21 protein-coding genes are annotated in these 24,160 nt (G+C 63.5%); 14 read left to right on the forward strand and 7 right to left on the reverse strand.

Annotated features, from left to right (window positions below; all coding sequences use genetic code 11):
* Positions 1–180: hypothetical protein (locus HHL14_RS32840; protein WP_206002325.1), on the forward strand; the 180-nt coding region annotated here is incomplete at its 5' end.
* 13 nt (positions 181–193) lie between these two features.
* On the opposite strand, the gene HHL14_RS14040 is transcribed toward HHL14_RS32840, so the two are convergent.
* A complete protein-coding gene (locus tag HHL14_RS14040) occupies positions 194–1,474 on the reverse strand; it encodes an SGNH/GDSL hydrolase family protein (protein WP_169498224.1) in 1,281 nt (426 codons plus the stop codon).
* A 123-nt stretch (positions 1,475–1,597) separates the two neighbouring features.
* The gene (locus HHL14_RS14045; protein ID WP_169498225.1) at positions 1,598–3,220 is read right to left on the reverse strand and encodes an NAD(P)/FAD-dependent oxidoreductase; all 1,623 of its coding nucleotides are present in this window, start codon (positions 3,218–3,220) and stop codon (positions 1,598–1,600) included.
* Between the two features lie 240 nt (positions 3,221–3,460).
* On the opposite strand from HHL14_RS14045, the gene paaA reads away from it, so the two are divergent.
* The 8 genes from paaA to HHL14_RS14085 all read left to right on the forward strand — a co-directional run bounded on the left by paaA (position 3,461) and on the right by HHL14_RS14085 (position 9,938).
* On the forward strand, positions 3,461–4,459 hold the full coding sequence (gene paaA, locus HHL14_RS14050) for a 1,2-phenylacetyl-CoA epoxidase subunit PaaA (RefSeq protein WP_169498226.1): 999 nt from the start codon (positions 3,461–3,463) through the stop codon (positions 4,457–4,459).
* A gap of 36 nt (positions 4,460–4,495) precedes the next feature.
* Entirely contained in the window at positions 4,496–4,780 is a 285-nt protein-coding gene (paaB, locus tag HHL14_RS14055) for a 1,2-phenylacetyl-CoA epoxidase subunit PaaB (protein WP_169498227.1), read from the forward strand.
* Positions 4,781–4,788: 8 nt separating this feature from the next.
* Positions 4,789–5,592, forward strand: a complete 804-nt coding sequence (gene paaC / locus HHL14_RS14060; protein ID WP_169498228.1) for a 1,2-phenylacetyl-CoA epoxidase subunit PaaC — start codon at positions 4,789–4,791, stop codon at positions 5,590–5,592.
* A 7-nt stretch (positions 5,593–5,599) separates the two neighbouring features.
* Entirely contained in the window at positions 5,600–6,166 is a 567-nt protein-coding gene (paaD, locus tag HHL14_RS14065) for a 1,2-phenylacetyl-CoA epoxidase subunit PaaD (protein WP_169498229.1), read from the forward strand.
* A 1-nt stretch (position 6,167) separates the two neighbouring features.
* Positions 6,168–7,256, forward strand: a complete 1,089-nt coding sequence (gene paaE, locus HHL14_RS14070; RefSeq protein WP_169498230.1) for a 1,2-phenylacetyl-CoA epoxidase subunit PaaE — start codon at positions 6,168–6,170, stop codon at positions 7,254–7,256.
* Positions 7,257–7,468: 212 nt separating this feature from the next.
* Complete coding sequence (locus HHL14_RS14075; RefSeq protein WP_169498231.1) at positions 7,469–8,284, forward strand: DUF1835 domain-containing protein; 816 nt, start codon at positions 7,469–7,471, stop codon at positions 8,282–8,284.
* A gap of 11 nt (positions 8,285–8,295) precedes the next feature.
* Positions 8,296–8,907, forward strand: a complete 612-nt coding sequence (locus HHL14_RS14080; RefSeq protein ID WP_169498232.1) for a TetR/AcrR family transcriptional regulator — start codon at positions 8,296–8,298, stop codon at positions 8,905–8,907.
* A 362-nt stretch (positions 8,908–9,269) separates the two neighbouring features.
* The gene (locus HHL14_RS14085; protein WP_169498233.1) at positions 9,270–9,938 is read left to right on the forward strand and encodes a GNAT family N-acetyltransferase; all 669 of its coding nucleotides are present in this window, start codon (positions 9,270–9,272) and stop codon (positions 9,936–9,938) included.
* Positions 9,939–10,064: 126 nt separating this feature from the next.
* On the opposite strand, the gene HHL14_RS14090 is transcribed toward HHL14_RS14085, so the two are convergent.
* Positions 10,065–10,562, reverse strand: coding sequence for an Lrp/AsnC family transcriptional regulator (locus tag HHL14_RS14090; RefSeq protein ID WP_169498234.1), 498 nt, complete (start codon positions 10,560–10,562; stop codon positions 10,065–10,067).
* Positions 10,563–10,773: 211 nt separating this feature from the next.
* Here HHL14_RS14090 and hppD point away from each other — a divergent pair, with 211 nt between their 5' ends.
* The gene (gene hppD, locus HHL14_RS14095; protein ID WP_169498235.1) at positions 10,774–11,871 is read left to right on the forward strand and encodes a 4-hydroxyphenylpyruvate dioxygenase; all 1,098 of its coding nucleotides are present in this window, start codon (positions 10,774–10,776) and stop codon (positions 11,869–11,871) included.
* A 176-nt stretch (positions 11,872–12,047) separates the two neighbouring features.
* Here hppD and HHL14_RS14100 read toward each other — a convergent pair whose 3' ends face one another.
* The gene (locus HHL14_RS14100; protein ID WP_169498236.1) at positions 12,048–12,248 is read right to left on the reverse strand and encodes a hypothetical protein; all 201 of its coding nucleotides are present in this window, start codon (positions 12,246–12,248) and stop codon (positions 12,048–12,050) included.
* A gap of 391 nt (positions 12,249–12,639) precedes the next feature.
* Here HHL14_RS14100 and HHL14_RS14105 point away from each other — a divergent pair, with 391 nt between their 5' ends.
* A complete protein-coding gene (locus HHL14_RS14105) occupies positions 12,640–16,242 on the forward strand; it encodes an indolepyruvate ferredoxin oxidoreductase family protein (protein WP_169498237.1) in 3,603 nt (1,200 codons plus the stop codon).
* 176 nt (positions 16,243–16,418) lie between these two features.
* Here HHL14_RS14105 and HHL14_RS14110 read toward each other — a convergent pair whose 3' ends face one another.
* Both HHL14_RS14110 and HHL14_RS14115 read right to left on the reverse strand, forming a co-directional pair.
* Positions 16,419–18,701 carry an NADP-dependent malic enzyme gene (locus tag HHL14_RS14110; RefSeq protein WP_169498238.1) on the reverse strand — a complete coding sequence of 761 codons (2,283 nt, stop codon included), beginning with the start codon at positions 18,699–18,701 and terminating at the stop codon, positions 16,419–16,421.
* Positions 18,702–19,088: 387 nt separating this feature from the next.
* Positions 19,089–20,351 carry an MFS transporter gene (locus tag HHL14_RS14115; protein ID WP_169498239.1) on the reverse strand — a complete coding sequence of 421 codons (1,263 nt, stop codon included), beginning with the start codon at positions 20,349–20,351 and terminating at the stop codon, positions 19,089–19,091.
* Positions 20,352–20,674: 323 nt separating this feature from the next.
* Between HHL14_RS14115 and HHL14_RS14125 the strand changes: the two genes are divergently transcribed.
* A complete protein-coding gene (locus HHL14_RS14125) occupies positions 20,675–21,361 on the forward strand; it encodes an orotate phosphoribosyltransferase (RefSeq protein WP_169498240.1) in 687 nt (228 codons plus the stop codon).
* Positions 21,362–21,505: 144 nt separating this feature from the next.
* Here the strand turns inward: HHL14_RS14125 and HHL14_RS14130 are convergent, their stop codons facing one another.
* A complete protein-coding gene (locus HHL14_RS14130) occupies positions 21,506–22,195 on the reverse strand; it encodes a response regulator (RefSeq protein WP_169498241.1) in 690 nt (229 codons plus the stop codon).
* 276 nt (positions 22,196–22,471) lie between these two features.
* On the opposite strand from HHL14_RS14130, the gene HHL14_RS14135 reads away from it, so the two are divergent.
* A complete protein-coding gene (locus HHL14_RS14135) occupies positions 22,472–23,068 on the forward strand; it encodes a YbhB/YbcL family Raf kinase inhibitor-like protein (protein ID WP_169498242.1) in 597 nt (198 codons plus the stop codon).
* Positions 23,069–23,343: 275 nt separating this feature from the next.
* Complete coding sequence (locus HHL14_RS14140) at positions 23,344–23,916, forward strand: flavodoxin family protein (protein WP_169498243.1); 573 nt, start codon at positions 23,344–23,346, stop codon at positions 23,914–23,916.
* The last annotated feature ends 244 nt before the right edge of the window (positions 23,917–24,160 follow it).

Raw genomic sequence — 24,160 nt, forward strand, 5'->3', positions numbered from 1 at the left:
CAGTGCATTTCCGCATCAAGCGCCCACACTTATCGGCTGTTAGTTTTTAAAGATCGTTCGCAAATCACAGCACCTACAACCACCGGCACCGCTTCGTTTGCGTCGCTGCGTCTGCAGCAGAGAAACGGGATTATGGAGACTCTTTATCGTTTCGTCAACACCATTTTCGCTTTCGCTTAAAAAATCTTGGCGCTCACTTCCGGGTGGCGTTCAGGAGCGCCTCAACAGGGATCGCATCGGCCATCGCCGCGTAGCCTGCGTCGCCAGGATGAATGTGATCGCCACTATCGAAAGCGCGTTGCAGACGATCCGGCTGTGCCCTGTCGCGTAGCGCCGCGTCAAAGTCGACGACACCGTCGAAAGCATGGCTCGTTCGGATCCACTGATTGACCGCGAGCCGGATGTTTTCCCGCTCCGGCGGCAGGGACGCCGGCGTCAGCGTCGCGCCGAACACCTTTACACCAGCGTGCCGCGCAGCGGCGATCACCCGCTGGTAGCCGGCAATCAGATCGGCGGCCGTTACCGAGGTATGCGGAAAATCGCAGTCGAGGCCGCCATGTGGAGGCATCGCCGCGAAGTTGATGTCGTTGATACCGATCAGCAGAACCACGGCCTTCACGCCCGGGCGCCGCAACACGTCGCGCTCGAAGCGACTCGCGAGCGCATCCCCATAACAAGGCGAGTCGCTCAGCAGCCGGTTACCACTAATACCAAGATTGACGACCGCGGCGGACTGCGCGCCGTCCGCCGCCAACCGCCGGGCCAATCCGTCCGGCCAACGACGATTCTGATTCAGGCTGGAACGCATGCCGTCGGTGATGGAGTCGCCGATTGCGGCAACGGTCGAGGTCGACGCCGGTGCCTCCACCGATAACCCCGTCACCCACGCGTACTGGGTGAATCGGCCGCGAAACGCCGCAGCGGAGGCGTCGGCCGCATGATTGCCTGGAGTGGACACGTAACTCACCTGATTCGACACGCGGTGCCACGCGACGATCAGCTGATCCGGCCCCATGAACGCGCTGATCGCATATGGCTTGCCCTCGGTGATTTGGATCGCAATCGGATCGCTGTCCAGTTCCCCGCCCGGCGGAATGCTGACCACACCCCGGCCGCCGAACGTCACGCGACTTTCACTGCCCTCGGCCACCGCCGCGCCGCCAGCCGAGCGCGCAATGCGCAAATCCTCGATCACAAGCGGCGCCTTGCCGTACACATTGCTCAGATGAATTCGTGCGGTAGTCCCGGACAGCGTCGGATAAACGATCTGTCGGACCGTGCGCCCGGCAACTTCCGGCGCGCGATACAGCGCCGGCAGTTCAGCCCGCTGCGGAATGGGTTGCAGCGCGGTCGCCCACACGGCGACCCAATGTCCGGGCGTTTCGGCTGCGACTGCGCGCGAGGAAACCGCCAATGGAGCAAATTGAACAAGCAGCGCCGCGCCGCATGCGGCAGCCAAAGTGCGAAGGGTCATTCGGATGATCGGTTGAGGCGAAACGCGCATTGTGCCCGATCGCCACGGTGACAGCCGACGATCGCGCCCAATCACCCGCGCCTCCCTTCGCGCCAGGCATCGCACATTGATGCCCGTTCCAACTCAGCCGTTCTGCTCGCTCATGATTTGCAGCGCGACCGCCTCGGCAACCTCGATTCCGTCGATCGCCGCGGAGTAAATCCCACCGGCGTACCCCGCGCCCTCGCCCGCCGGATACAGCCCTTTGGTATTGACGCTCTGATAATCGTCGCCGCGACGCACACGAACCGGCGACGAGGTTCTCGTTTCAACGCCCGTCAGCACCGCGTCATGCATCGCGAAACCCGCGATTTTCTTTTCCATCTGCGGCAGCGCCTCACGGATCGCCTCGATCGCATAGTCGGGCAGCGCGGTGCTGAGGTCGGTTGGCCGCACGCCCGGTTTGTACGACGGCACCACCGAACCGAGCGACGTGGACGGCCGCCCCGCGATAAAGTCGCCAACCAGCTGCCCCGGCGCCATATAGTTGCCGCCGCCGAGTTCGAACGCCCGCTCTTCCCACTTGCGCTGGAACGCGATACCGGCAAGCGGGCCGCCCGGATAGTCTTCCGGCGTAATGCCGACCACGATACCCGCGTTCGCATTACGCTCCGCGCGCGAGTACTGGCTCATGCCGTTCGTCACGACACGCCCCGGTTCCGACGTAGCCGCGACCACCGTGCCGCCCGGACACATGCAGAAGCTGTAAACCGCACGCCCGTTGCTGCAGTGGTGCACTACCTTATAGTCGGCTGCGCCGAGCTGTTTGTGACCGGCAAATTTGCCAAAACGGCTGCGATCGATCACACCTTGCGGATGCTCAATGCGAAAACCCAGCGAGAACGGCTTCGCCTCGACGTAGACGCCACGGTCGAACAACATCTGGAACGTGTCGCGCGCGCTGTGGCCGACCGCCAGCACCACGTGGTCGCAGCGCAGCGTTTCGCCGGTCGACAGCGTCAGGCCGCGCACTTTGCCATCGTCGATGTGGATGTCGTCGACGCGTGTTTCGAAACGCACTTCGCCACCGAGCTCGTGAATCTTCGCGCGCATCTTCTCGACCATGCTGACAAGCCGGAACGTGCCGATATGCGGCCGGCTCAGATACAGGATGTCTTCCGGCGCGCCCGCCTGCACGAATTCGTCGAGAACCTTGCGGCCATAGTGCTTCGGGTCCTTGATCTGGCTGTAGAGCTTGCCGTCCGAGAACGTACCCGCGCCGCCTTCGCCGAACTGCACGTTCGACTCGGGATTGAGCACCGACTTGCGCCACAGGCCGAAGGTATCTTTGGTGCGCTCGCGCACGGCCTTACCGCGCTCGAGGATGATCGGCCGGAAGCCCATCTGCGCGAGGATCAGCCCCGCGAACAGCCCGCACGGCCCCATGCCGATCACGACCGGGCGCGGCGTGCTCAGTTGCGCGGGCGCGTGGGCGACGAACTTGTAGCTCATGTCGGGCGCCACGCCGCAATGCGGCACGTCGGCGAGCCGCTTCAGCGCGGCCGCTTCATCCTGGACCTCGACATCGACGATGTAGGTGAGCTTGATGTCGGCGCGTTTGCGCGCGTCGTGCGCACGGCGAAACACGGTGTATCGGATGAGCCCGTCTTTCGCCACGCCGAGTTCCGCGAGGCGCGCACGGATGGCCGCCTCGAGAGCGCTCTCGGGATGATCGAGCGGGAGTTTGATTTCGCTTAGACGTAACATGAGGTACCGGAGATGCAAGTGGGCCGCAAATCGCGGCCAATTCGCAATTTTACCGGCGTAAGTGTCGGAGCGGGGCGACGAGCAGTGGTCGAACCCGCCGCAAAGGTATCGATGGCCAGACGCCGACGCCCTCCCTCCACCCTATCGATTCCCCTGATTATCTTCAAAAAATTTATTAACCGACCGGTCGGTTGATTTATACTGCACCGACACAGACAACTTCCGCAGAGAGCGTCCCCCATGTACACGCAATCCCTGGATATTCCCGGCAATGTCGCCCCGCTCGACGCGGACGCGAATTCGCCCGAACAGGCGCGCTTCGACTCGGTCATGGCCGCGGACGGCAAGATCGAGCCGCAAGACTGGATGCCTGACGCGTACCGCAAAACGCTGGTCCGGCAGATCTCGCAGCACGCGCATTCGGAAATCGTCGGCATGCTGCCGGAGGGCAACTGGATCACGCGCGCGCCGAGCCTCAAGCGCAAGGCGATCCTGATCGCCAAGGTGCAGGACGAAGCAGGCCACGGCCTCTATTTGTATAGCGCGGCCGAAACGCTCGGCGTCTCGCGCGATCAGCTGATCGCCTCGCTGCACTCCGGCAAGGCCAAATATTCGAGCATCTTCAATTACCCGACGCCCACGTGGGCCGACGTCGGCGTGATCGGCTGGCTGGTCGACGGCGCGGCGATCATGAACCAGATTCCGCTGTGCCGCTGCACGTACGGCCCGTACGCCCGCGCGATGATCCGGATCTGCAAGGAAGAGTCGTTCCATCAGCGTCAGGGCTTCGACGCGCTGCTGTCGATGATGGCCGGCACCGACGCGCAACGCGAACTGGTCCAGCAGGCGGTGAATCGCTGGTGGTGGCCGGTACTGATGATGTTCGGCCCGAGCGACAAGGATTCGGTTCACAGCAACCAGTCGGCGAAGTGGGGCATCAAGCGCATCACCAACGACGACCTGCGCCAGAAATTCGTCGACGCGACCGTCGAACAGGCCAAGGTGCTCGGCGTCACGCTGCCAGACCCGGACCTGAAATGGAACGAGGCGCGCGGCCATTACGACTACGGCGACATCGACTGGGAAGAGTTCTGGCGCGTCGTCAACGGCGACGGCCCGTGCAACCGCGAGCGTCTCGCCACCCGCGTGAAAGCCCATGACGACGGCGCCTGGGTGCGCGAAGCCGCACTCGCCCATGCCGAAAAAAAGCGCCAGCGCGCGCACCAGCAAGCCGCCTGAACGGCGCCGCACATCAGAGGAATCAGGAGATCAGCAATGAACAAGGAATGGCCGATTTGGGAAGTGTTCGTGCGCAGCAAGCAGGGACTCGACCATAAACACTGCGGTAGCCTGCACGCCGCCGACGCGCAGATGGCGTTGCGCATGGCGCGCGACGTCTACACGCGCCGCCAGGAAGGCGTGAGCATCTGGGTGGTGCCGTCGTCGGCGATCACGGCCTCCGCGCCGGACGAAAAAGCCGAGCTGTTCGAACCGGCGGCGGACAAGATCTACCGCCATCCGACGTTCTACACGCTCCCCGACGAAGTCAACCACATGTAAGCGCGGCCATGTCTATCACGCCTGAACATCTCCAGTACGTGCTGCGCCTCGCGGATACCGCGCTGATCCTTGGTCAGCGCAACTCCGAATGGTGCGGCCACGGCCCGATCCTCGAAGAGGACATCGCGCTGTCGAACATGAGCCTCGACCTGATCGGCCAGGCGCGTCTGCTCTACACGCACGCCGCCACGCTCGACCAGCAGCTCAACGGCCGTCAGCGCACCGAAGACGATTACGCGTACTTCCGCGCCGAGCGCGAATTCGCGAACTACACGCTCGCCGAGCTGCCGCATTACGGCCCGCTTGCCGGCACCGCGCATGCCGAGAAGGACTACGCGGTCACGATCGTGCGTAATTTCCTGTACTCGGCGCTGATGATGCATCTGTGGAGCGCGCTGACCGCCTCCACCGACGAACAACTCGCGGCCATCGCGGCGAAGTCGATCAAGGAAACGCAGTACCACGTGCACCACGCGAGCGAGTGGCTGATCCGCTTCGGCGACGGCACCGATGAGTCGCACCGTCGCGCGCAGGCCGCGCTCGACTATCTGATGCCGTACACGCGGGAATTCTTCAGCGCGGACGCGGTGGAAGACGTGATCGCCGCGGCGGGCATCGGCCCGCGCACGTCGGAACTCGAAACCGCGTGGCTCGCCGACATCCACGCGACGCTCGACGAAGCCACCTTGACGCTGCCCGAGCCGGTCAAGCACGTGACGACCGGCAAGCACGGCGAGCATTCCGAGCACATGGGTTTCGTGCTCGCCGAGATGCAGAGCCTCGCGCGCCAGCATCCGGGCGCCACCTGGTAAGCACGCCATGACGACCTCGACCGCCCCGCACACCGCGAACCCGACCGACGCCACGCTCAACCGCGCATGGAGCGTGCTCGAAGCGGTGCCCGATCCGGAAATCCCGGTGGTATCGATCCGCGAGCTCGGGATTCTGCGCGACGTGCGGCACGCTGCCGACGGCGCACTCGAAGTCGTCATCACGCCGACTTACTCGGGCTGCCCGGCGATGTCGCAGATCGCGGAAGACATCGGTCTTGCGCTCGACGCCGCGCAGCTCGGGCCGTACCGGATCGCCACCGTGCTCGCGCCGGCCTGGACCACCGACTGGATCACCGCCGACGCCCGCGAAAAACTCCGCGCCTACGGCATCGCACCGCCGACAGGCCAATGCGGCAGCCACGACGCGAACGCCAGCGCCGGCTCGAAAGAGAAAGTCATCCGCTTCGTGCCACGCTCGCTACCGGCGCCGGCCTGCCCGCGCTGCGGTTCCGCCCACACCGAGCGGCTCGCGCAATTCGGCTCGACCGCCTGCAAGGCCCTGTATCGCTGCATCGACTGCCGCGAACCCTTCGACTACTTCAAACCGTACTGATATGGCCACCCCGCAATTTCATCCGCTGCGTATCCGCGAAGTGCGCCCCGAAACCGCCGACGCGGTCTCCGTCGCCTTCGAAGTCCCGCTCGAACTGCGCGATCTGTATCGCTTCACGCAGGGCCAGTTCGTCACGTTGAAGACGCATATCGACGGTGAGGAAACGCGCCGCTCGTATTCGATCTGCGTCGGCGTCACCGACTACGATCGCGACGGCGAACTGCGCATCGGCATCAAGCGCGTGCGCGGCGGGCGTTTCTCGAACTTCGCGTTCGACACGCTCCAGCCCGGTCACACGATCGACGTGATGACGCCGGACGGCCGTTTCTTCACGCATCTGAACGCCGATCAGGGCAAGCAGTACCTCGCGTTTTCGGGCGGTTCGGGCATTACGCCGGTGCTCGCGATCATCAAGTCCACGCTCGAAGTCGAGCCGCGCAGCACCTTCACGCTGGTCTACGGCAACCGCAGCGTCGATCAGATCATGTTCGCCGAAGAGCTCGAGGATCTGAAGAACCGCTTCATGAACCGCTTCGTGCTGTATCACGTGCTGTCGGACGATCTGCAGGACGTCGAACTGTTCAACGGCGTCCTCGATCAGGAAAAGTGCGCAGCCTTTCTCGAACAGCTGCTGCCGGCCGACGCGATCGACGAAGCGTTCATCTGCGGCCCCGCACCGATGATGGACGCCGCCGAGGCCGCGTTGAAGGCAGCCAGCGTGCCGCCCGCCAAGGTGCACGTCGAGCGCTTTGGCACGCCGCTGCCGCAAGCGGGCGTGCCGCCGGTCGAAATCACCGAAAACACCCCCGCCGCCGACCTCGAAATCGTGCTCGACGGCAAGCGGCGCAAGCTGCGTCTGCCGTATCAGGGCGTCAGCGTGCTCGACGTCGGCTTGCGCGCGGGCCTCGCGCTGCCGTATGCGTGCAAGGGCGGCGTCTGCTGCACCTGTCGTGCGAAGGTGCTGGAAGGCGAAGTGAAGATGGAAAAGAACTACACGCTCGAAGAGCACGAGATCCGCGACGGCTTCGTGCTGACCTGCCAGTGCCATCCGGTTAGCGAGCGCGTGGTGGTGAGTTACGACGAGCGCTGATTCGCGCGCAGGCTTAGCCTGACTGCGGACTGACCGTGTATCGGCGGCCGCGCGGCTTGACCACAGCACCGGGATAACACGACGGCCGCCGCTTTCGGCCATTTCTCGATCCGCTTACACTAGGGGCCGCTCATCGACGGGGACATCGGTTTCCCGATCGGCGAGCGGCCTCTTTTCGTTACAGCCGCTAGCGTCACAGCCAGCCTTTGCCAATGAGCACGATTCACCTCACCAATGGCGACGTCGCCGCCGAATCCCTGCGCACCGCGCTGACCCAGGCGGGCCGGGACGACCGCGTGCAGGCGCTGCGGGACGATCTCGCGGTCGGTCCCTTGCGCGGTGTCGACGACGGGCCGCACGTGCGCGCCGACTTCTGGGAGCGCGTCAGCGGCGACACGCGTCGGGATTTTCTGCGCGAATTCCGCGAGCAGACCACGATGCTCAACAATCTCGTGACCAGCACCGCGAATCTCGTGGTCTGGCACGGCGAAAGCTCGTCCGATCAGCTGATGCTGCGGCGCGTCTGCTATCTGCTGCGCAACAGTCCGCAGCGCCTGAACGAAGTGCGTCTGTCGGTTGCGGATCTGACCGATCCGCAGGCGTGGGCGCATACCCGCAAGGACCGCGCGACGTCGGTCGGCATGTTCGCGCCGGACGTGCTGCAGGCACGTCTGCCGGACGCGGCGCCGATTTCGGTGCTGCGCATCAGCCGGCTCGCGCTCGAATGGCAGGAGGTCAAGCATGCCAACGGGGAGACCCGGCGCTGGCGCGACAACACGTTCAGGAGCAGCAGCTTCGCCGAGCTCGATGCGCTGATCCTCGATCGCGCGGGCAACGACTGGCAGCCCGCGTCGCGCGTCGCCGCCGACGTGATGACCGCCGAGCTGTGGTTCCTCGTCAGCGACAGCATCGTGCTGTGGCGCATGCGCGAACTCGCGGCGCTGCGGCGCATCCGCCTGCGCGGCGACGCGAACGCATGGCGCTCGCTCGAACTGTGCGCGGCGCTCGCTCCCTGCTCACCTCAATAAAACAGACAACTATGGCCCGCACCCGAGCCCCCGACCACGAAACCCAACGCGAGCAGATTCTCGAACTGGCTGCGGCCAAATTCGCGCAGACCAGCTACCCGAGCACGTCGATGGCCGATCTCGCCGCCGCGAGCGGCACCTCGAAAGCGCGTCTCTATCACTATTACGAGAGCAAGGAAGCGATCCTGTTCGACCTGCTCGATCGCTACACGAAGCGGCTGATGCTGATCATCGCGGAAGTGGAAGGTGCGAGCCAGCGGCGCGGCCTGAGTGAGCGCGAGAGTTTTGCCGAGCTGATCCGCGCGTTCCTGTCGGAATACGAGACGTCGCACAGTCGGCACGTCGCGCTGCTGAACGACGTCAAGTATCTGGTCGATGCGCAGCGCGAAATCATCCTGAACCGTCAGCGCGACGTGGTCGCGGCGTTCGCGAGGCAGCTCGCGCGCGCGTATCCGGAGCGCGCGACCCGCGACAACCAGACCGCACTCACGATGATGGTGTTCGGCATGATCAACTGGACGTTCACGTGGCTGAAGCCCGACGGCCGGATGGGCTACGCCGAATTCGCCGAGCAGGTCGTGGGTATGGTCGACCATGGTTTGGGGTCGACACCGGCGAAGTAAAGCTGAGGCGGCTCGAATTGGCCCGCCGGACTTGCCGTAGAGGAAGCACCTGAAGCGGCCCATCCGATCTGGATGGCGCCTCGCACGGGGCAGTCGAGGCTTCCGGCAAAATTAACCAATGCCGCAAAGCAACATTGTTCACACCAATGACCGCGCGAATCTACGATTCATGCGGCATCTTGTCACGAACGCTCGTTCATTTTATTTATTCGTTAAAAATCAATAAATTAAAAATAGGGCTTTAGTGTTTTAGATATTTTCTTCAGATTTTAGTACGGGTTTTCCCTAGTGATAGTCTTGGCTTTCCGGTAAAATTGATTTTGCGGTGCACAACACCGTCTGATCAAAAGGAGAACCCGACCATGAACCTGCTGCCCCCTAGCTCCGCCGAGCCGATCGCCTCGAACGATCGTCCGTCGCTGTCTGCCGGACGTGCGCCCGTTCTGGTCCGCGAACTCACCGCGATCGACCGTGAGCGGCTGCTCACCCACTTTCTCGCGCTCGACGAAGATGACCGTCTGCTGCGTTTCGGTCAGGTCGTCCCGAACCACGTGATCGAAAACTACGTGCGTGCGATCGACTTCACGCGTGACACGGTGTTCGGCGTGTTCAACAGCAAGCTGGAATTGACTGGCGTCGGCCATCTGGCCTATCTGCCGGCCGAAGGCGACAAGCGCACCGCCGAATTCGGCGTGTCCGTGCTCGAAAGCGCACGCGGTCAGGGTATCGGCACCCGGCTGTTCGAGCGCGCGGCGATCCGTAGCCGCAACACGCACGTGACGATGCTCTACATCCACTGTCTGTCGCGCAATTCGACAATGATGCACATCGCCAAAAAGGCCGGTATGAAGATCGAATACGCGTACGGCGAAGCAGACGCCTATCTGACGCTGTCACCGGCCGACCAGTCGAGCATTCTTGCGGAAATGCTGCAGGAGCAAGCCGCAGTGTTCGACTACGCACTTAAGCGCCAGGCGCGCCAGGCATCGCGACTGTTCGAGTCGTTCATGCCGGCGGCTGTCGCTGCCTGAATAATCGCTACGGGGAAATGAGAGAGGGGCGGCCGCAAGGTCGCCCTTTTTTCTATCCGCGGTCTCCCGCTTCTCGCCTGGAATCAGTGCCTGGAGTCGGCGCCTGCAAGCGCGCTCACAACGCGCCTACAAAATAGGCAGCGCTGTCGTTTCCTTGATTTTTTCGAGCGAAAAGCTCGATTTCACATCGATCACCGACGGGTGACGCAGCAACTGATCCTGCACAAAGCGCGAAAAGTGCGCCATGTCCTCGACCTGGACGCGCAGCAGGTAGTCCATCTCGCCGGTCATTGCGTGGCAGGCCACCACTTCCGGCCATGTCTGCACGGCCGCGCCGAACAGATCGGCGTGCGTCGCTTCGCCATGCGGGCTGAACGCCCGGCCGCCGCCCTTCTCGAGCCGCACGCTGACATACGCGAGTAGATCGAGGCCGAGGCGCTGCGCGTCGAGCAGCGCCACATAGCCGCGAATCACGCCACTTTCCTCGAGCCGGCGAATCCGTCGCAGGCACGGGCTCGGCGACAGATTGATCCGCTCCGCAATTTCCTGATTCGACAGCCGGCCATTCTCCTGAAGGATGGTCAGGATGCGCCGGTCGATCGCATCTATCTCTGAATTAGCCATGTTATGCCGCATATCGTTTGAATTGAGCCATAAACTGGCTCAAGCCTAGCGACGTGCGATTAAGTTCGCAAGTTTTCGCCCTCTTCACAGCTCTACACTTGCTTTACTTGGTCGCGGTTATCAAGGGCAAGCGCTGACGTGCTGCCCCGGATGGCCGCAGGGCATGAAGCCATACGTCAGCGCTTGCGCTCATCGACACCGGAGACAGACTATGCAGGTTTCAACCTGGGAGAACCCCGTCGGCACCGACGGCTTCGAATTCATCGAATACACCGCACCCGACCCGAAAGCACTCGGCAAACTGTTCGAGCGCATGGGCTTCACCGCCGTCGCCCGACATCGGCATAAGGACGTCACGCTGTATCGCCAGGGCGGCATCAACTTCATCGTCAACGCCGAAAAGGATTCGTTCGCGCAGCGCTTCACGCGGCTGCACGGTCCGTCGATCTGCGCGATCGCGTTTCGCGTTCAGGATGCGGCCAAGGCCTACAGCCAGGCACTCGAAAAAGGCGCGTGGGGCTTCGATAACAAGACCGGCCCGATGGAGCTGAACATCCCCGCGATCAAGGGCATCGGCGATTCGCTGATCTACTTCGTCGATCGCTGGCGCGGCAAGAACGGCGCGCAGCCGAACAGCATCGGCGATATCGACATCTACGACGTCGACTTCGAACCGATCCCCGGCGCGAACCCGAACCCAGCCGGCCACGGTCTCACCTATATCGATCACTTGACGCACAACGTGCATCGCGGCCGCATGCAGGAATGGGCCGAGTTCTACGAGCGCCTGTTCAATTTTCGCGAAGTCCGCTACTTCGACATCGAGGGCAAGGTGACGGGCGTGAAGTCGAAAGCGATGACCTCGCCGTGCGGCAAGATCCGCATTCCGATCAATGAGGAAGGTTCGGATACCGCCGGCCAGATCCAGGAATATCTGGACGCCTATCACGGCGAAGGCATTCAGCACATTGCACTGGGCACCGGCGACATCTACCGCACCGTCGACGGCCTGCGCGAATCGAACATCTCGCTGCTCGACACGATCGATACCTACTACGAACTCGTCGACCGCCGCGTGCCCAATCACGGCGAACCGCTCGACGAACTGCGCAAGCGCAAGATCCTGATCGACGGCGCGCCGGACGATCTGCTGCTGCAGATCTTCACCGAGAACCAGATCGGCCCGATCTTCTTCGAGATCATCCAGCGCAAAGGCAATCAGGGCTTCGGCGAAGGCAACTTCAAGGCGTTGTTCGAATCGATCGAACTCGACCAGATTCGCCGCGGCGTGGTGCAGGACAAAAGCTGAGCGCCGGGCCGCCGGCCGGTCTGCCGGCCGGCAACGCGCATGAGAGCGCACATAAAAACGCACATGAAAAAAGGGCGAGGATCGCAAGATCCTCGCCCTTTTTGCTTATTTACGCCGCCGCTCTCGTCGAAGCCGCGGCCGGTGGTTGCTGAAAGACGCTCCGCCTGCGCGGCGCGTCACGAATTCTGCCGATCCTCGTCGAGCTTGAACGACCGCGTGGCCCGGCTCGTTTCCTCACGCGCCGGCGCGACCTGCGCGGTACGGTTGATCGCGTTGGAAAGTGCGCCCATGCTGCCCGGGTTCGACCGCGCCGGCGCACTCATGGCGAAAAAGGCGGCGGAAACCATCAGGAAGGTCTGGATGTTTCTAGTGTTCATGCGTACTCCTTGTCTAACTGCCCTGCTGCCCCGAAGCCGCGCAGAATGTGCGGCGTTACACGGGCACTGCTTGCAGGTCGGGGATTAGACAGTTGTTTTCACTACAGTTCGGCAGATTTGCAGTTTTTACACCCTGTTACATGCGCAGTCGCAACATCAGCGTATTCGTCTCCAAATGCAGCTCAATTGCATGAAATTTGCCGACAACGCGCAACGTTTCGACTCAAAAATCTATCGCGCACAAGCTTTTTTGAAACCACTGCGGCGGGTTTCCACCAGTGCTACCATCGGCTAAAACGCGTCAATATGACGACCCCGGCCCCAGCATTCACAAGATGTCGGGGCCCAGAAAAGTTTTGGTGATCCCAAGCTGAGTGGAGGAGTACACATAATGAATGCCCCGCTAGACGCAGGTCAGCGAGCCTCGCTCGAAGCCGCGTTGTCTTCCGTCACGCTCGACGACAAATACACCCTCGATCGCGGCCGCGCGTACATGAGCGGCATCCAGGCGCTGGTACGTCTGCCGATGCTGCAGCAGGAACGCGACCGCGCCGCCGGCCTGAACACGGCCGGCTTCATCTCCGGCTACCGTGGCTCACCGCTCGGCGGACTTGACCAGTCGCTGTGGAAAGCCAAAAAGCATCTGTCCGCGCATCAGGTCGTGTTCCAGCCCGGCGTCAACGAAGACCTTGCCGCCACCGCCGTATGGGGCTCGCAGCAGGTCAATCTGTACCCGAGCGCCAAATACGACGGCGTGTTCTCGATGTGGTACGGCAAGGGCCCTGGCGTCGACCGTTCCGGCGACGTCTTCAAGCACGGCAACTCGGCCGGCTCGTCGCGCCACGGCGGCGTTCTCGTGCTTGCCGGCGACGACCACGCGGCCAAATCCTCGACGCTCGCGCACCAGTCCGAACACATCTTCAAGGCTTGCGGGCTGCCGGTGCTGTTTCCGTCGAACGTGCAGGAATATCTCGACTTCGGCCTGCACGGCTGGGCGATGAGCCGCTACTCGGGCCTGTGGGTCGCGATGAAGTGCGTGACCGACGTGGTCGAATCGTCGGCATCCGTCGATATCGATCCGCACCGCACGCAGATCGTCCTGCCGGAAGATTTCATGATGCCCGACGGCGGCCTGAACATCCGCTGGCCCGACCCGCCACTCGTGCAGGAAGCGCGGCTGCTCGACTACAAGTGGTATGCCGGCCTCGCCTACGTGCGCGCGAACAAGCTCGACCGCGTCGAAATCGATTCGCCGCACGCGCGCTTCGGCATCATGACCGGCGGCAAAGCCTATCTCGACGTGCGTCAGGCGCTGACCGACCTCGGTCTCGACGACGAAACCTGCTCGCGCATCGGCATCCGTCTGTACAAGGTCGGCTGCGTGTGGCCGCTCGAAGCGCAAGGCGCGCAGGCCTTCGCGCGCGGTCTCCACGAAATTCTGGTGGTCGAGGAAAAGCGCCAGATCCTCGAATACGCGATCAAGGAAGAGCTGTACAACTGGCCCGACGCGCAGCGTCCGCGCGTGTTCGGCAAGTTCGACGAAAAGGACGGCGCGGGCGGCGAATGGTCGGTGCCGATGGGCAACTGGCTGCTGCCGGCGCATTACGAGCTGTCGCCCGCGATCATCGCGAAGGCGATCGCCACGCGGCTCGACAAGTTCGATTTGCCGTCGGACGTGCGCGCGCGTATCGCCGCGCGCATCACGGTGATCGAAGCGAAGGAAAAGGCGCTCGCGCGGCCTCGCGTCGAAGTCGAGCGCAAGCCGTGGTTCTGCTCAGGCTGCCCGCACAACACGTCGACCAACGTGCCGGAAGGCTCGCGCGCGATGGCCGGCATCGGCTGTCATTACATGACGGTCTGGATGGATCGCAGCACCAGCACGTTCAGCCAGATGGGCGGCGAAGGCGTCGCGTGGATCGGCCAGGCGCCGTTCACGAACGACAAGCACGTATTCGCCAATCTCGGCGACGGCACCTACTTCCACTCGGGGCTGCTGGCGATCCGCGCGGCGATCGCGTCGAAGGCGAACATCACCTACAAGCTGCTGTACAACGACGCGGTCGCGATGACCGGCGGCCAGCCGGTCGACGGCGTGCTGACCGTGCCGCAGATCACGCATCAACTGGCCGCCGAAGGCGCGGCGAAAATCGTCATCGTCACCGATCAGCCGGAGAAGTACGCGGCCAACGTCGGCCTCGCACCGGGCGTCGACATTCATCACCGCGACCAGCTCGACGACGTGCAGCGTCAGCTGCGCGAAGTTTCGGGCACCACGATCCTGATCTACGACCAGACCTGCGCGACCGAAAAACGCCGCCGCCGCAAACGCGGCACGTATCCCGATCCGGCGCGGCGCGTCGTCATCAATGAGGCGGTCTGCGAAGGCTGCGGCGATTGCTCGGTGAAGTCGAACTGCCTGTCGGTCGAGCCGCTCGACACCGAGTACGGCACCAAGCGCCAGATCAACCAGTCGACCTGCAACAAGGACTTCTCGTGCGTGAACGGCTTCTGCCCGAGCTTCGTCTCCGTTGAGGGCGGGCAATTGCGCAAGCCGAAAGCGGCGTCGGGCGTTGAGGCCGACGCGATGCCGCCGGTGCCGGAACCCGAGCTGCCGTCCATCGACCGTCCGTACGGCGTGCTGGTGACGGGCGTCGGCGGCACAGGCGTCGTCACGATCGGCGCGCTGCTCGGCATGGCCGCGCATCTGGAGAACAAGGGCGTCACCGTGCTCGACGTCACCGGCCTCGCGCAGAAAGGCGGCGCCGTGATGAGCCACGTGCAGATCGCGAACCAGCCCGCCGATATCCACGCGACCCGCATCGCGATGGGCGAAGCGAGCCTCGTGATCGGCTGCGACGCGATCGTGACCGCCAGCGACGAATGCGTGTCGCGCATGCAGGCGGATCGCACGCGCGTGGTGCTGAACAGCGCGCACACGCCGACGGCCGAACTGATCAAGAACCCGAACTGGCGCTTCCCCGGCAGCAGCACCGAAGCCGACGTGCGCGCCGCGGCCGGCGACGACAACGTCTCGACCGTCGACGCGAATCAATTCGCGGTCGCGCTGCTCGGCGACGCGATCTACACGAATCCGTTCGTGCTCGGCTACGCGTGGCAGCGCGGCTGGGTGCCGCTCACGCACGAGTCGCTGATTCGCGCGATCGAGCTGAACAACGTGCAGATCGACAAGAACCGCGCGGCGTTCGAATGGGGCCGGCGCGCCGCGCACGATCTCGGCGCGGTGCGCAAGCTCGCGCAAACGCAAGGACGCGGCGCGGCGGCAACGGATGCCGCGGGCGGCAAGATCATCGCGCTGCACACGCCGAAGGCGCTCGACACGCTGATCGACAAGCGCGCCGACTACCTCGCCGCGTGGCAGAACCACGCGTATGCGCAGCGTTATCGCGCGCTGGTGTCGCAGGTGCGGACCGCCGAAGAAGCGCTCGATGCCGTCGACGGCCAGTTGCCGCTCACCGAGGCGGTCGCGAAAAATCTGCACAAGCTGATGGCGTACAAGGACGAATACGAGGTCGCGCGCTTGTATAGCGACCCGGCGTTCATCGAAAAACTGAACGCGACGTTCGAAGGCGACTGGAAGCTGCATCTGCATCTCGCGCCGCCGACGCTCTCGAAGAAAGACGCGCACGGCCATCTGGTGAAGAAGAAATACGGTCCGTGGATGTTCCGTGCGATGCACATGCTCGCGAAGCTGAAGTTCCTGCGCGGCACCGCGCTCGACGTGTTCGGCAACACCGGGGAGCGTCGCACCGAGCGCGCGCTGATCGGCGAATACGAAGCGCTGGTGCGCGAGCTGATCGGCGGACTCACCGCGCAGAAACGCGATCTCGCGGTCGAGCTCGCGAATCTGCCAGACGGCATCCGCGGTTATGGGCACGTGAAGGAAAACAACCTGAAGGGCGTGCGCATCAGGTGGAACGAGCTGCTCTCGCGCTGGCGCTCACCCGATGCAGGCAAGACGCAGCACGCGGCCTGACGCGTTTTCGCCGACGTAGCCGAAACGCAAAAGCGGCGGTCCTCACGGATCGCCGCTTTTTTTACGCCCATAAAAAAACGCCACGGAACCTCATGGGTTCCGTGGCGTTGTCGTTGCTGAGGCCGTCGCAGCGCGCGCCTTATCGGCCCGCGCGCTTCAGCTTCACGCGCTACACCTTACTTCGCGTTCACCGACTTGCGCGCGTTCGCCGAAGCGACCGCCGTCATGTTGATGATCCGTCGCACGGTCGCGGCCGGCGTCAGGATGTGCACCGGCTTTTCCGCGCCGAGCAGGAACGGACCGACGGTCACGCCTTCGCCGCCCACCACCTTCAGCAGGTTGTACGCGATGTTCGCCGCTTCGACGTTCGGCATGATCAGCAGGTTCGCTTCGCCGGCGAGCGTCGTGCCGGGGAACGCGGCCTTGCGGATCGTCTCCGACAGCGCCGCGTCACCATGCATTTCACCGTCGATTTCGAGCGACGGCGCGCGCTCCATGATCAACTTGCGCGCGGCGGCCATGCGTTGCGACGACGACGACGGCGCGCTGCCGAAGTTCGAGTTCGACAGCAGTGCGACCTTCGGCGTAATGCCGAACTTCTCGATTTCGCGCGCGGCGAGCATCGTCATGTCGGCCAGTTGCTCGGCGGTCGGCACTTCGTTCACATACGTATCGCAAATGAACAGGTTGCGGCCCGGCAGCATCAGCAGGTTCATCGCGGCGAAGTTCTGCACGTCGTCGGCCTTGCCGAGCACCTTCTCGATGAAGTTCAGGTGCGTGTGGTACTGGCCGATCATCCCGCAGATCATGCCGTCGGCTTCGCCGAGACGCACGAGGATCGCGCCGATCAGCGTGTTGAACTTGCGCATCGCGGCCTTCGCGACGTCCGGCGTCACGCCTTCGCGCGCGCCGAGTTCGTGATACGCCTGCCAGCTCTTCTGATAGCGCGGATCGTCTTCCGGATCGACGACCTCGAAGTCTTCGCCGCACTTGAGCTTCGAGCCCATCTTCTTCAGACGCATCTCGATCACCGACGGACGGCCGACCAGGATCGGCTTCGCGATCTTTTCGAGCAGCACGAATTGCGCGGCGCGCAGCACGCGCTCGTCTTCGCCTTCCGCGAACACGATGCGAGCCGGCTCCGACTTCGCCGCCGCGAACACCGGACGCATCACCATGCCGGTGCGGTAGACGGTAGTACCGAGTTCTTCGCGGTACGCGTCCATGTCGAGGATCGGACGGGTCGCGACGCCCGAATCCATCGCGGCTTGCGCGACGGCCGGCGCGATCTTGATGATCAGGCGCGGATCGAACGGCTTCGGAATCAGATACTCGGGACCGAATTCGAGCGAGTGGCCTTCGTAGGCCTTCGCGACTTCATCGCCCTGGTCGGTTTCCTCGGCCAGCTCGGCGATCGCGCGCACGCACGCGAGCTTCATTTCTTCCGTGATCGTGGTCGCGCCGACGTCGAGCGCGCCACGGAAGATGAACGGGAAGCACAGCACGTTGTTGACCTGGTTCGGGTAATCCGAACGGCCGGTCGCGATGATGCAGTCCGGGCGCACTTTCTTCGCGTCTTCCGGGCGGATTTCCGGCTCGGGGTTCGCGAGCGCGAGAATCAGCGGCTGCGTGCCCATTTCGACGACCATCTCCGGCTTCAGCACGCCGGCGCTCGAGCAGCCGAGGAACACGTCGGCGCCGCGGATCGCGTCGGCCAGCGTGCGCGCGTCGGTATTCGCCGCATAGCGTTCCTTCGACGGATCGAGGTTGCCGCGGCCTTCGTAGATCACGCCCTTCGAGTCGGTGACGAGGATGTTCTTCTTCGACAGGCCGAGATTGACGAGCAGGTCCAGACACGCGATCGCCGCCGCGCCCGCGCCCGAACAGACGAGCTTCACTTCGTCGAGCTTCTTGCCGACCACCTTCAGGCCGTTCAGGATGGCCGCCGACGCGATGATCGCGGTGCCGTGCTGATCGTCGTGGAAGACCGGAATCTTCATACGTTCGCGCAGCTTCTTCTCGATGTAGAAGCACTCGGGCGCCTTGATGTCTTCAAGGTTGATGCCGCCGAGCGTCGGCTCGAGCATCGCGATCGCCTCGACGAGCTTGTCCGGGTCCGACTCGGAGAGTTCGATGTCGAACACGTCGATGCCGGCGAACTTCTTGAAGAGACAGCCCTTGCCTTCCATCACCGGCTTCGCGGCGAGCGGGCCGATGTTGCCGAGACCGAGCACCGCGGTGCCGTTCGTGATCACGCCGACGAGATTGCCGCGCGACGTGTACTTCTGGGCGTCGAGCGGGGTCTCGTAAATTGCCATACAGGCCGCGGCGACACCCGGTGAATACGCCAGCGACAGATCCAGCTGGTTCGACAGCGGCTTGGTGGGCGTCACCGAAATCTTGCCGGGTTTCGGATTCTGGTGGTATGCGAGAGCGCTTTGCTTGAGTTGTTCGTCCATTTCTAGGCCTGCGAGACGTAAGTAATTGGGCACCGGGGGCACCACACCGTTGCTTCGCTTGCATCTGTCAGACGGATAGCCGACCGAGGCGGTTTTCGCATGCGCCGGTTGGCGAATGACTTACCTCGACGAAGTACGGGACGATGTGGAGTGCTTCGCGGGCCGATCAGTGTACACCCCGGATGCGTCGATGCACTGGGTGGTTAACAGGACTCGCCATTAGCGAAACAGGGGCTGGAGATGCTGCGACGCCGCATCTCCGCGCGGTTTTCCGCCCCGTAACAGTTTGATGATGCGCGGCACATCGGCCACGCATTCGCAGTTATTCGACACTCGAATGGCGCACTGAATCGGCAGCCGCGGCCAGCTGTCCGTTACAAGCGTTCGTTACTCCAGTTCGGCGCCGCGCCGTTCAGGAATCAGAAACAGTGTCGCGACGATGTCGAGCAGATAGATCGACGCGAGCAGCCCAAGCGCCGCCGCGAACGAATAACGCGCCGCCAGCGCGCCCACCACCACCGGGCCGAAGCCGCCGACCGCGCGGCCCGCATTGAACAGCACGTTCTGCGCGGTCGCGCGCGCGTCGGTCGGATAAAGCTCGGAAATCAGCGCGCCGTAGCCGCCGATCATCCCGTTCACGAACACGCCCATCGCCGCGCCGCCGATCAGCAGCGCCACCGGCGTGGTCAATTGCGCGTACACGAACACCATCACCACGGCGCCCGCCTGGTAAAACAGGAACGTCGGCTTGCGGCCGAAGCGGTCGGCGGCGATGCCGAACAGCCAGATGCCGGCTGCCATGCCGAGAATCGTCGCGGCGGTCCACAGCCCGGATCTGGTCAGCGAATAGCCGAAAGTCTTCGACAGATAGCTCGGCAGCCAGATCATCAGCCCGTAATAGCCGAAGTTCTGCACCGAACACAGGATCGTCACGCCGAGGCTCGCGCGCGTGGTGCGCGCATCGGCGAACAGCAGTTTGAGCGGCAGCTTGCGCATGCCGCGCGCGACGCGCTCGTTGAACAACGCCGGCTCCTCGACGCCGCGTCGCACGAAAAACGACACGAGCGCCGGCAGCAGGCCGAGCGCGAACATCCCGCGCCAGCCGATCACCGGCAGCAGCAACGGCGTGAGCAGCGCGGCCGCCAGCACGCCGAGCTGCCAGCCCAGCCCGACATACGACGACACCCGCGCGCGCTGCGCCGCCGGCCACGCTTCGGCGACCAGCGTCATGCCGATGCCGAACTCGCCGCCGAGGCCGATCCCGGCGATGGTCCGGTAGATCAGTAGATCCGCATAACCCTGCGCGAGCGCGCACAGACCGGTGAAGACCGCGAAGATCAGGATCGTCCACGTCAGCATGCGCACGCGGCCGTAATAATCGCTGAGCACGCCGAAGATCACGCCGCCCGCGACCGCGCCGATCAGCGTCCACGTGACGAGCGCGCCGGCCTGTGCCGAGCTCAGATGCAGGTCGACGGCAATCACCGGCAGCATGAAGCCGAGGATCAGCAGATCGAAGCCGTCCATCGCATAGCCGAGCACCGAGGCGAGCAGCGCGCGGCCCGCGTAGCCCGGTTTGACGGCGGCGGCGGCGCTGGTGCCTGTGCCGGCGCCGGTTTCAGTCGCGGAGGCGGGAGGAACGGCGTTCATTGAAAGGATTCCGTAGGTCAGGGATCGGGCGCGGCGTGGCGCCCGGAAAAGTCGCGTGAGTGTAAAGGCGGCCTTGCCCGGTCACAAGACGAGCCGCGGACGCTGCATGGACGCCCCGCGAACGACGTGCGCGCCCTACGCACCGCCGACGGCCTCCTCGGGCCGAGCCATTTCGGGTAAAATAGCCGCCCACGCGCGTAGCAAAAGCCGGTCTGCTCTACTGCCGGCCGCGTATTCCGCCCAGCATGGCGCGGCATACCCCGCTTGCTGCGCCACCGGGCCCCGCGCCCGCTTCTCCCCCGCTCACTCCGAAGGATCCGCCCATGACAGGCTTCGATCGCCAGACGATCTCCGACACTACCGCCAAGATGCTGCTCGAAGTGCAAGCAGTGCATTTCAACGCGGAGAAACCGTACATTTTCACGTCCGGCTGGGCGAGCCCGGTGTACATCGACTGCCGCAAGCTGATCTCGTATCCGCGCGTGCGCCGCGGCCTGATGGAAATGGCCGAAGCGACGATCCTGCGCGACGTCGGCTATGAGCAGATCGACGCGGTCGCCGGTGGCGAAACCGCTGGTATCCCGTTCGCAGCGTGGCTGTCCGACCGCCTGATGGTGCCGATGCAATACGTGCGCAAGAAGCCGAAGGGTTTCGGCCGTAACGCGCAGATCGAAGGTCTGCTGACCGAAGGCCAGCGCGTGCTGCTCGTCGAAGACCTGACCACCGACAGCCGCAGCAAGATCAACTTCATCAACGCGCTGCGCACCGCCGGCGCAACGGTGAACCACTGCTTCGTGCTGTTCCACTACAACATCTTCAAGGAAAGCGTGTCGGTGCTGAAAGACATCGACGTCGACCTGCACGCGCTCGCCACGTGGTGGGACGTGCTGCGCGTCGCGAAGGAAAACAAGTACTTCGACACGAAGACGCTCGACGAAGTGGAAAAATTCCTGCACGCACCGGCCGAATGGTCGGCCGCGCACGGTGGCGCCACGTCAACGCCGCAATAACAAAGCAATCACCATGCAATTACGCCACGCTAACGCGTGGTCGTTTTATGCAAATTGAATTAAAAAGCCGCCTGTTGCAAAACAGGCGGCTTTTTTTATACGCGTTCATTCGCGCTGCCAGCGCCAGCAAAAATACATACGGGATCAGGATTCGTACGCGGTCTCGTCCGGTACCGCCGACGACAGATTCAACAGGCCATTGCTTTGCGCATACAGAAACAGTTCGGAATCGCGATCAATGCCGAGCTTGCGCATCGCTGCGTTTTTCTGCGTGCTGATGGTCTTGATGCTGCGATTCAAACGCTCCGAGATTTCCTTGATCGTCATACCCGAGACGAACAGCCGCACGACTTCGAGTTCGCGCCGCGACAGCATTGCGTCTTCGCGTGTGCCAGCCGAAGTGACCCGCAACGCATCGAGCGCAGTCTTCACCGACGGACTCAGATAGCTCATGCGACGGCTGACGTACTGCACCGCGAGCCCGATGTGGCTCAGATCGTCCGATTTATTGACGACAGCCGTCACGCCCAATTCATTCAGGCGCTTGAGCAGCGCGGCATTCTCCAGCATGGTGAGGACGACGATCGGCAGCTTCGGGAAATTGCGCCGCAGATAGCCGATGAGTTGCAGACCATCGCCATACTGTCCGCCCGGCATGGCGAGATCGGTGACGAGTACGTCGCACGGCGTGGCGTGCAGCATCCTGACGAGTTCGGTGGATTGTCTCGCACGCCCAACGACTTGCAGACCGGGAAACTTGAGTAGCGCATGCTCGGCGCCAAACAGAATAACGGGGTGGTCATCCGCAACCACGACCCTGAGTGCAACTTGCATCGTCCTCCTTCGGACGGATAAACCGGTCTCCACAACTTCCAACACTTATTTCTGCGTTGATTATTCAACCGAATAAAGCGCGCACCTGGTTGCCCAATAATGCTCACCACTATAGTTGATTTACTATCTTCTAATTCCACGAAGCACGCACGACAATGCATCGTAGAGCTAATCAGCGCTCAGCTTGGGTTAGACTTGATTCCACTTTAGGGCTCAATTAAGGACAACAACCATCGCGAGGACCCGCGCCTCGCGCCCTGACAGGAGAAACGGCACATGCACGCGCGTTGCCTGGTTGTTTCGCTGGCTTCCTCGTGGTGGTATCGATCTCTCGCCGTCTGCGCGATGCTTGCGCTATCGGCGACGCAAAGTTCCGTCGCACGCGCCGACGGCGCATTCACTCTGACTAGCGCGAACCTGCGCGCGGGCGGCACCGTACCGACCGCCCAGGTGTTCGACCAGAACGACTGCAAAGGCGGCAACCATTCGCCGCAACTGACATGGCGCGACGCGCCGGCCGGCACGCGCGGCTTCGCGATCACGATGTTCGACGAAGACGCGCCGGGGCGCGGCTGGTGGCATTGGGCAGTGGCAGGCATTCCGGCCACCGTCGATAGCCTGCCCGAGAACGCGAGTTCGTCGGGATTTCTGAAGAAGCTCGGCGCGGTCGAAGCGCGCAACGATTTCGACACCGATGGTTACGGCGGCCCATGCCCGCCGCCGGGCAAACCGCATCGCTATATCATCACCGTGTACGCGCTGAACGCGGTCGATCTGCGTCTCGCGCAAGGCCGTCCCGCGCTGATGTTCGATCACGAGATCGGTACCGCGTCGATCGGCAGCGCGCGGCTGGTGGTCAACTACGGACGCTAGCGACGGGTTTGCGGCGGTGGCTGGCCGGGCCGTTTGGGTCGAGCCATCCGCATTGCTGCGTGTTCCGTCGATTCGCTGGTTGGTTCACCATGCGGCCCGATGACGCGATGAGACCTTGTTGTCATCTGCGCACGCTAACGTACGCGTAGCGTCAGGCGCGGCGACGAGCCGTCACCCACGTCACGCCGCGCCGGCATTTGCGTGCGCCCGCGCACCACCCCGCATCGCTTTGCCTGTTCCGTTCACCCTGCCCGATCACTTTGCCGGAGCGCTCCATGTCGAAGATCGTCATCGTTTATCACAGCGGCTACGGCCACACGAAGAAAGTCGCGGAAGCCGTGCTCGCGGGCGCGCTCGACGCAGGCGCCGACGCGAAGCTGATGCCGGTCGGCGACATGGACGATGCGTCGTGGGACGAACTCGCCGCTGCCGACGCGCTGATTTTCGGCGCGCCGACCTACATGGGCGGCCCGTCCGCCGACTTCAAGAAGTTCGCCGACGCGAGCTCGAAGCCGTGGTTCAGCCAGGCCTGGCGGGACAAGATCGCGGCCGGCTTCACGAACTCCGCATCGATGAACGGCGACAAGTTCTCGACCATCCAGTACTTCATCACGCTGGCAATGCAGCACAGCATGATCTGGGCGGGCACCGGCATGATGCCGGCGAACACGAAGGCGGCGACCCGCAACGATCTGAACTACGTCGGCGGTTTTGCCGGGCTGCTCACGCAGTCGGCGGCCGATGCGTCGGCCGAGGAAGCGCCGCCGTCGGGCGACCTGGAAACCGCGCGCAGCTTCGGTGCGCGGATTGCGGGTGTCACGGAGCGTTGGATCGCCACGCGGGCCTAATGAGCAGGCCTGAGGAGCAGGCGTAAGGAACCGGCGTAGTGAGCGGGCAGCGCCGTTGAACCGCACGGCATCGGCGGCATGCGGCGCGCTCCACGGCCTGCCGCGCGCACCTCGGCGGATCTGCCGCAACGGAATCACCGTCGCTGTCGCGTTGCCGCCAATCCGCCGTCATCTGCCCGCATCTGCCGCGTAACAGGTCACGCCGATGTCGCTTTGCGCGCTCATCGTCGTTCGCATCGTCGTT

It is taken from the genome of Paraburkholderia antibiotica, from assembly GCF_012927125.1.
Taxonomy (GTDB): Bacteria; Pseudomonadota; Gammaproteobacteria; order Burkholderiales; family Burkholderiaceae; genus Paraburkholderia; species Paraburkholderia antibiotica.

What these genes read in the sequence shown, in the direction of transcription:
- HHL14_RS14040 (WP_169498224.1), bottom strand. Translation starts at nt 1,474, where the DNA reads ATGACCCTTCGCACTTTGGCTGCCGCATGCGGCGCGGCGCTGCTTGTT.
- HHL14_RS14045 (WP_169498225.1), bottom strand. Translation starts at nt 3,220, where the DNA reads ATGTTACGTCTAAGCGAAATCAAACTCCCGCTCGATCATCCCGAGAGC.
- paaA (WP_169498226.1), top strand. Translation starts at nt 3,461, where the DNA reads ATGTACACGCAATCCCTGGATATTCCCGGCAATGTCGCCCCGCTCGAC.
- paaB (WP_169498227.1), top strand. Translation starts at nt 4,496, where the DNA reads ATGAACAAGGAATGGCCGATTTGGGAAGTGTTCGTGCGCAGCAAGCAG.
- paaC (WP_169498228.1), top strand. Translation starts at nt 4,789, where the DNA reads ATGTCTATCACGCCTGAACATCTCCAGTACGTGCTGCGCCTCGCGGAT.
- paaD (WP_169498229.1), top strand. Translation starts at nt 5,600, where the DNA reads ATGACGACCTCGACCGCCCCGCACACCGCGAACCCGACCGACGCCACG.
- paaE (WP_169498230.1), top strand. Translation starts at nt 6,168, where the DNA reads ATGGCCACCCCGCAATTTCATCCGCTGCGTATCCGCGAAGTGCGCCCC.
- HHL14_RS14075 (WP_169498231.1), top strand. Translation starts at nt 7,469, where the DNA reads ATGAGCACGATTCACCTCACCAATGGCGACGTCGCCGCCGAATCCCTG.
- HHL14_RS14080 (WP_169498232.1), top strand. Translation starts at nt 8,296, where the DNA reads ATGGCCCGCACCCGAGCCCCCGACCACGAAACCCAACGCGAGCAGATT.
- HHL14_RS14085 (WP_169498233.1), top strand. Translation starts at nt 9,270, where the DNA reads ATGAACCTGCTGCCCCCTAGCTCCGCCGAGCCGATCGCCTCGAACGAT.
- HHL14_RS14090 (WP_169498234.1), bottom strand. Translation starts at nt 10,562, where the DNA reads ATGGCTAATTCAGAGATAGATGCGATCGACCGGCGCATCCTGACCATC.
- hppD (WP_169498235.1), top strand. Translation starts at nt 10,774, where the DNA reads ATGCAGGTTTCAACCTGGGAGAACCCCGTCGGCACCGACGGCTTCGAA.
- HHL14_RS14100 (WP_169498236.1), bottom strand. Translation starts at nt 12,248, where the DNA reads ATGAACACTAGAAACATCCAGACCTTCCTGATGGTTTCCGCCGCCTTT.
- HHL14_RS14105 (WP_169498237.1), top strand. Translation starts at nt 12,640, where the DNA reads ATGAATGCCCCGCTAGACGCAGGTCAGCGAGCCTCGCTCGAAGCCGCG.
- HHL14_RS14110 (WP_169498238.1), bottom strand. Translation starts at nt 18,701, where the DNA reads ATGGACGAACAACTCAAGCAAAGCGCTCTCGCATACCACCAGAATCCG.
- HHL14_RS14115 (WP_169498239.1), bottom strand. Translation starts at nt 20,351, where the DNA reads ATGAACGCCGTTCCTCCCGCCTCCGCGACTGAAACCGGCGCCGGCACA.
- HHL14_RS14125 (WP_169498240.1), top strand. Translation starts at nt 20,675, where the DNA reads ATGACAGGCTTCGATCGCCAGACGATCTCCGACACTACCGCCAAGATG.
- HHL14_RS14130 (WP_169498241.1), bottom strand. Translation starts at nt 22,195, where the DNA reads ATGCAAGTTGCACTCAGGGTCGTGGTTGCGGATGACCACCCCGTTATT.
- HHL14_RS14135 (WP_169498242.1), top strand. Translation starts at nt 22,472, where the DNA reads ATGCACGCGCGTTGCCTGGTTGTTTCGCTGGCTTCCTCGTGGTGGTAT.
- HHL14_RS14140 (WP_169498243.1), top strand. Translation starts at nt 23,344, where the DNA reads ATGTCGAAGATCGTCATCGTTTATCACAGCGGCTACGGCCACACGAAG.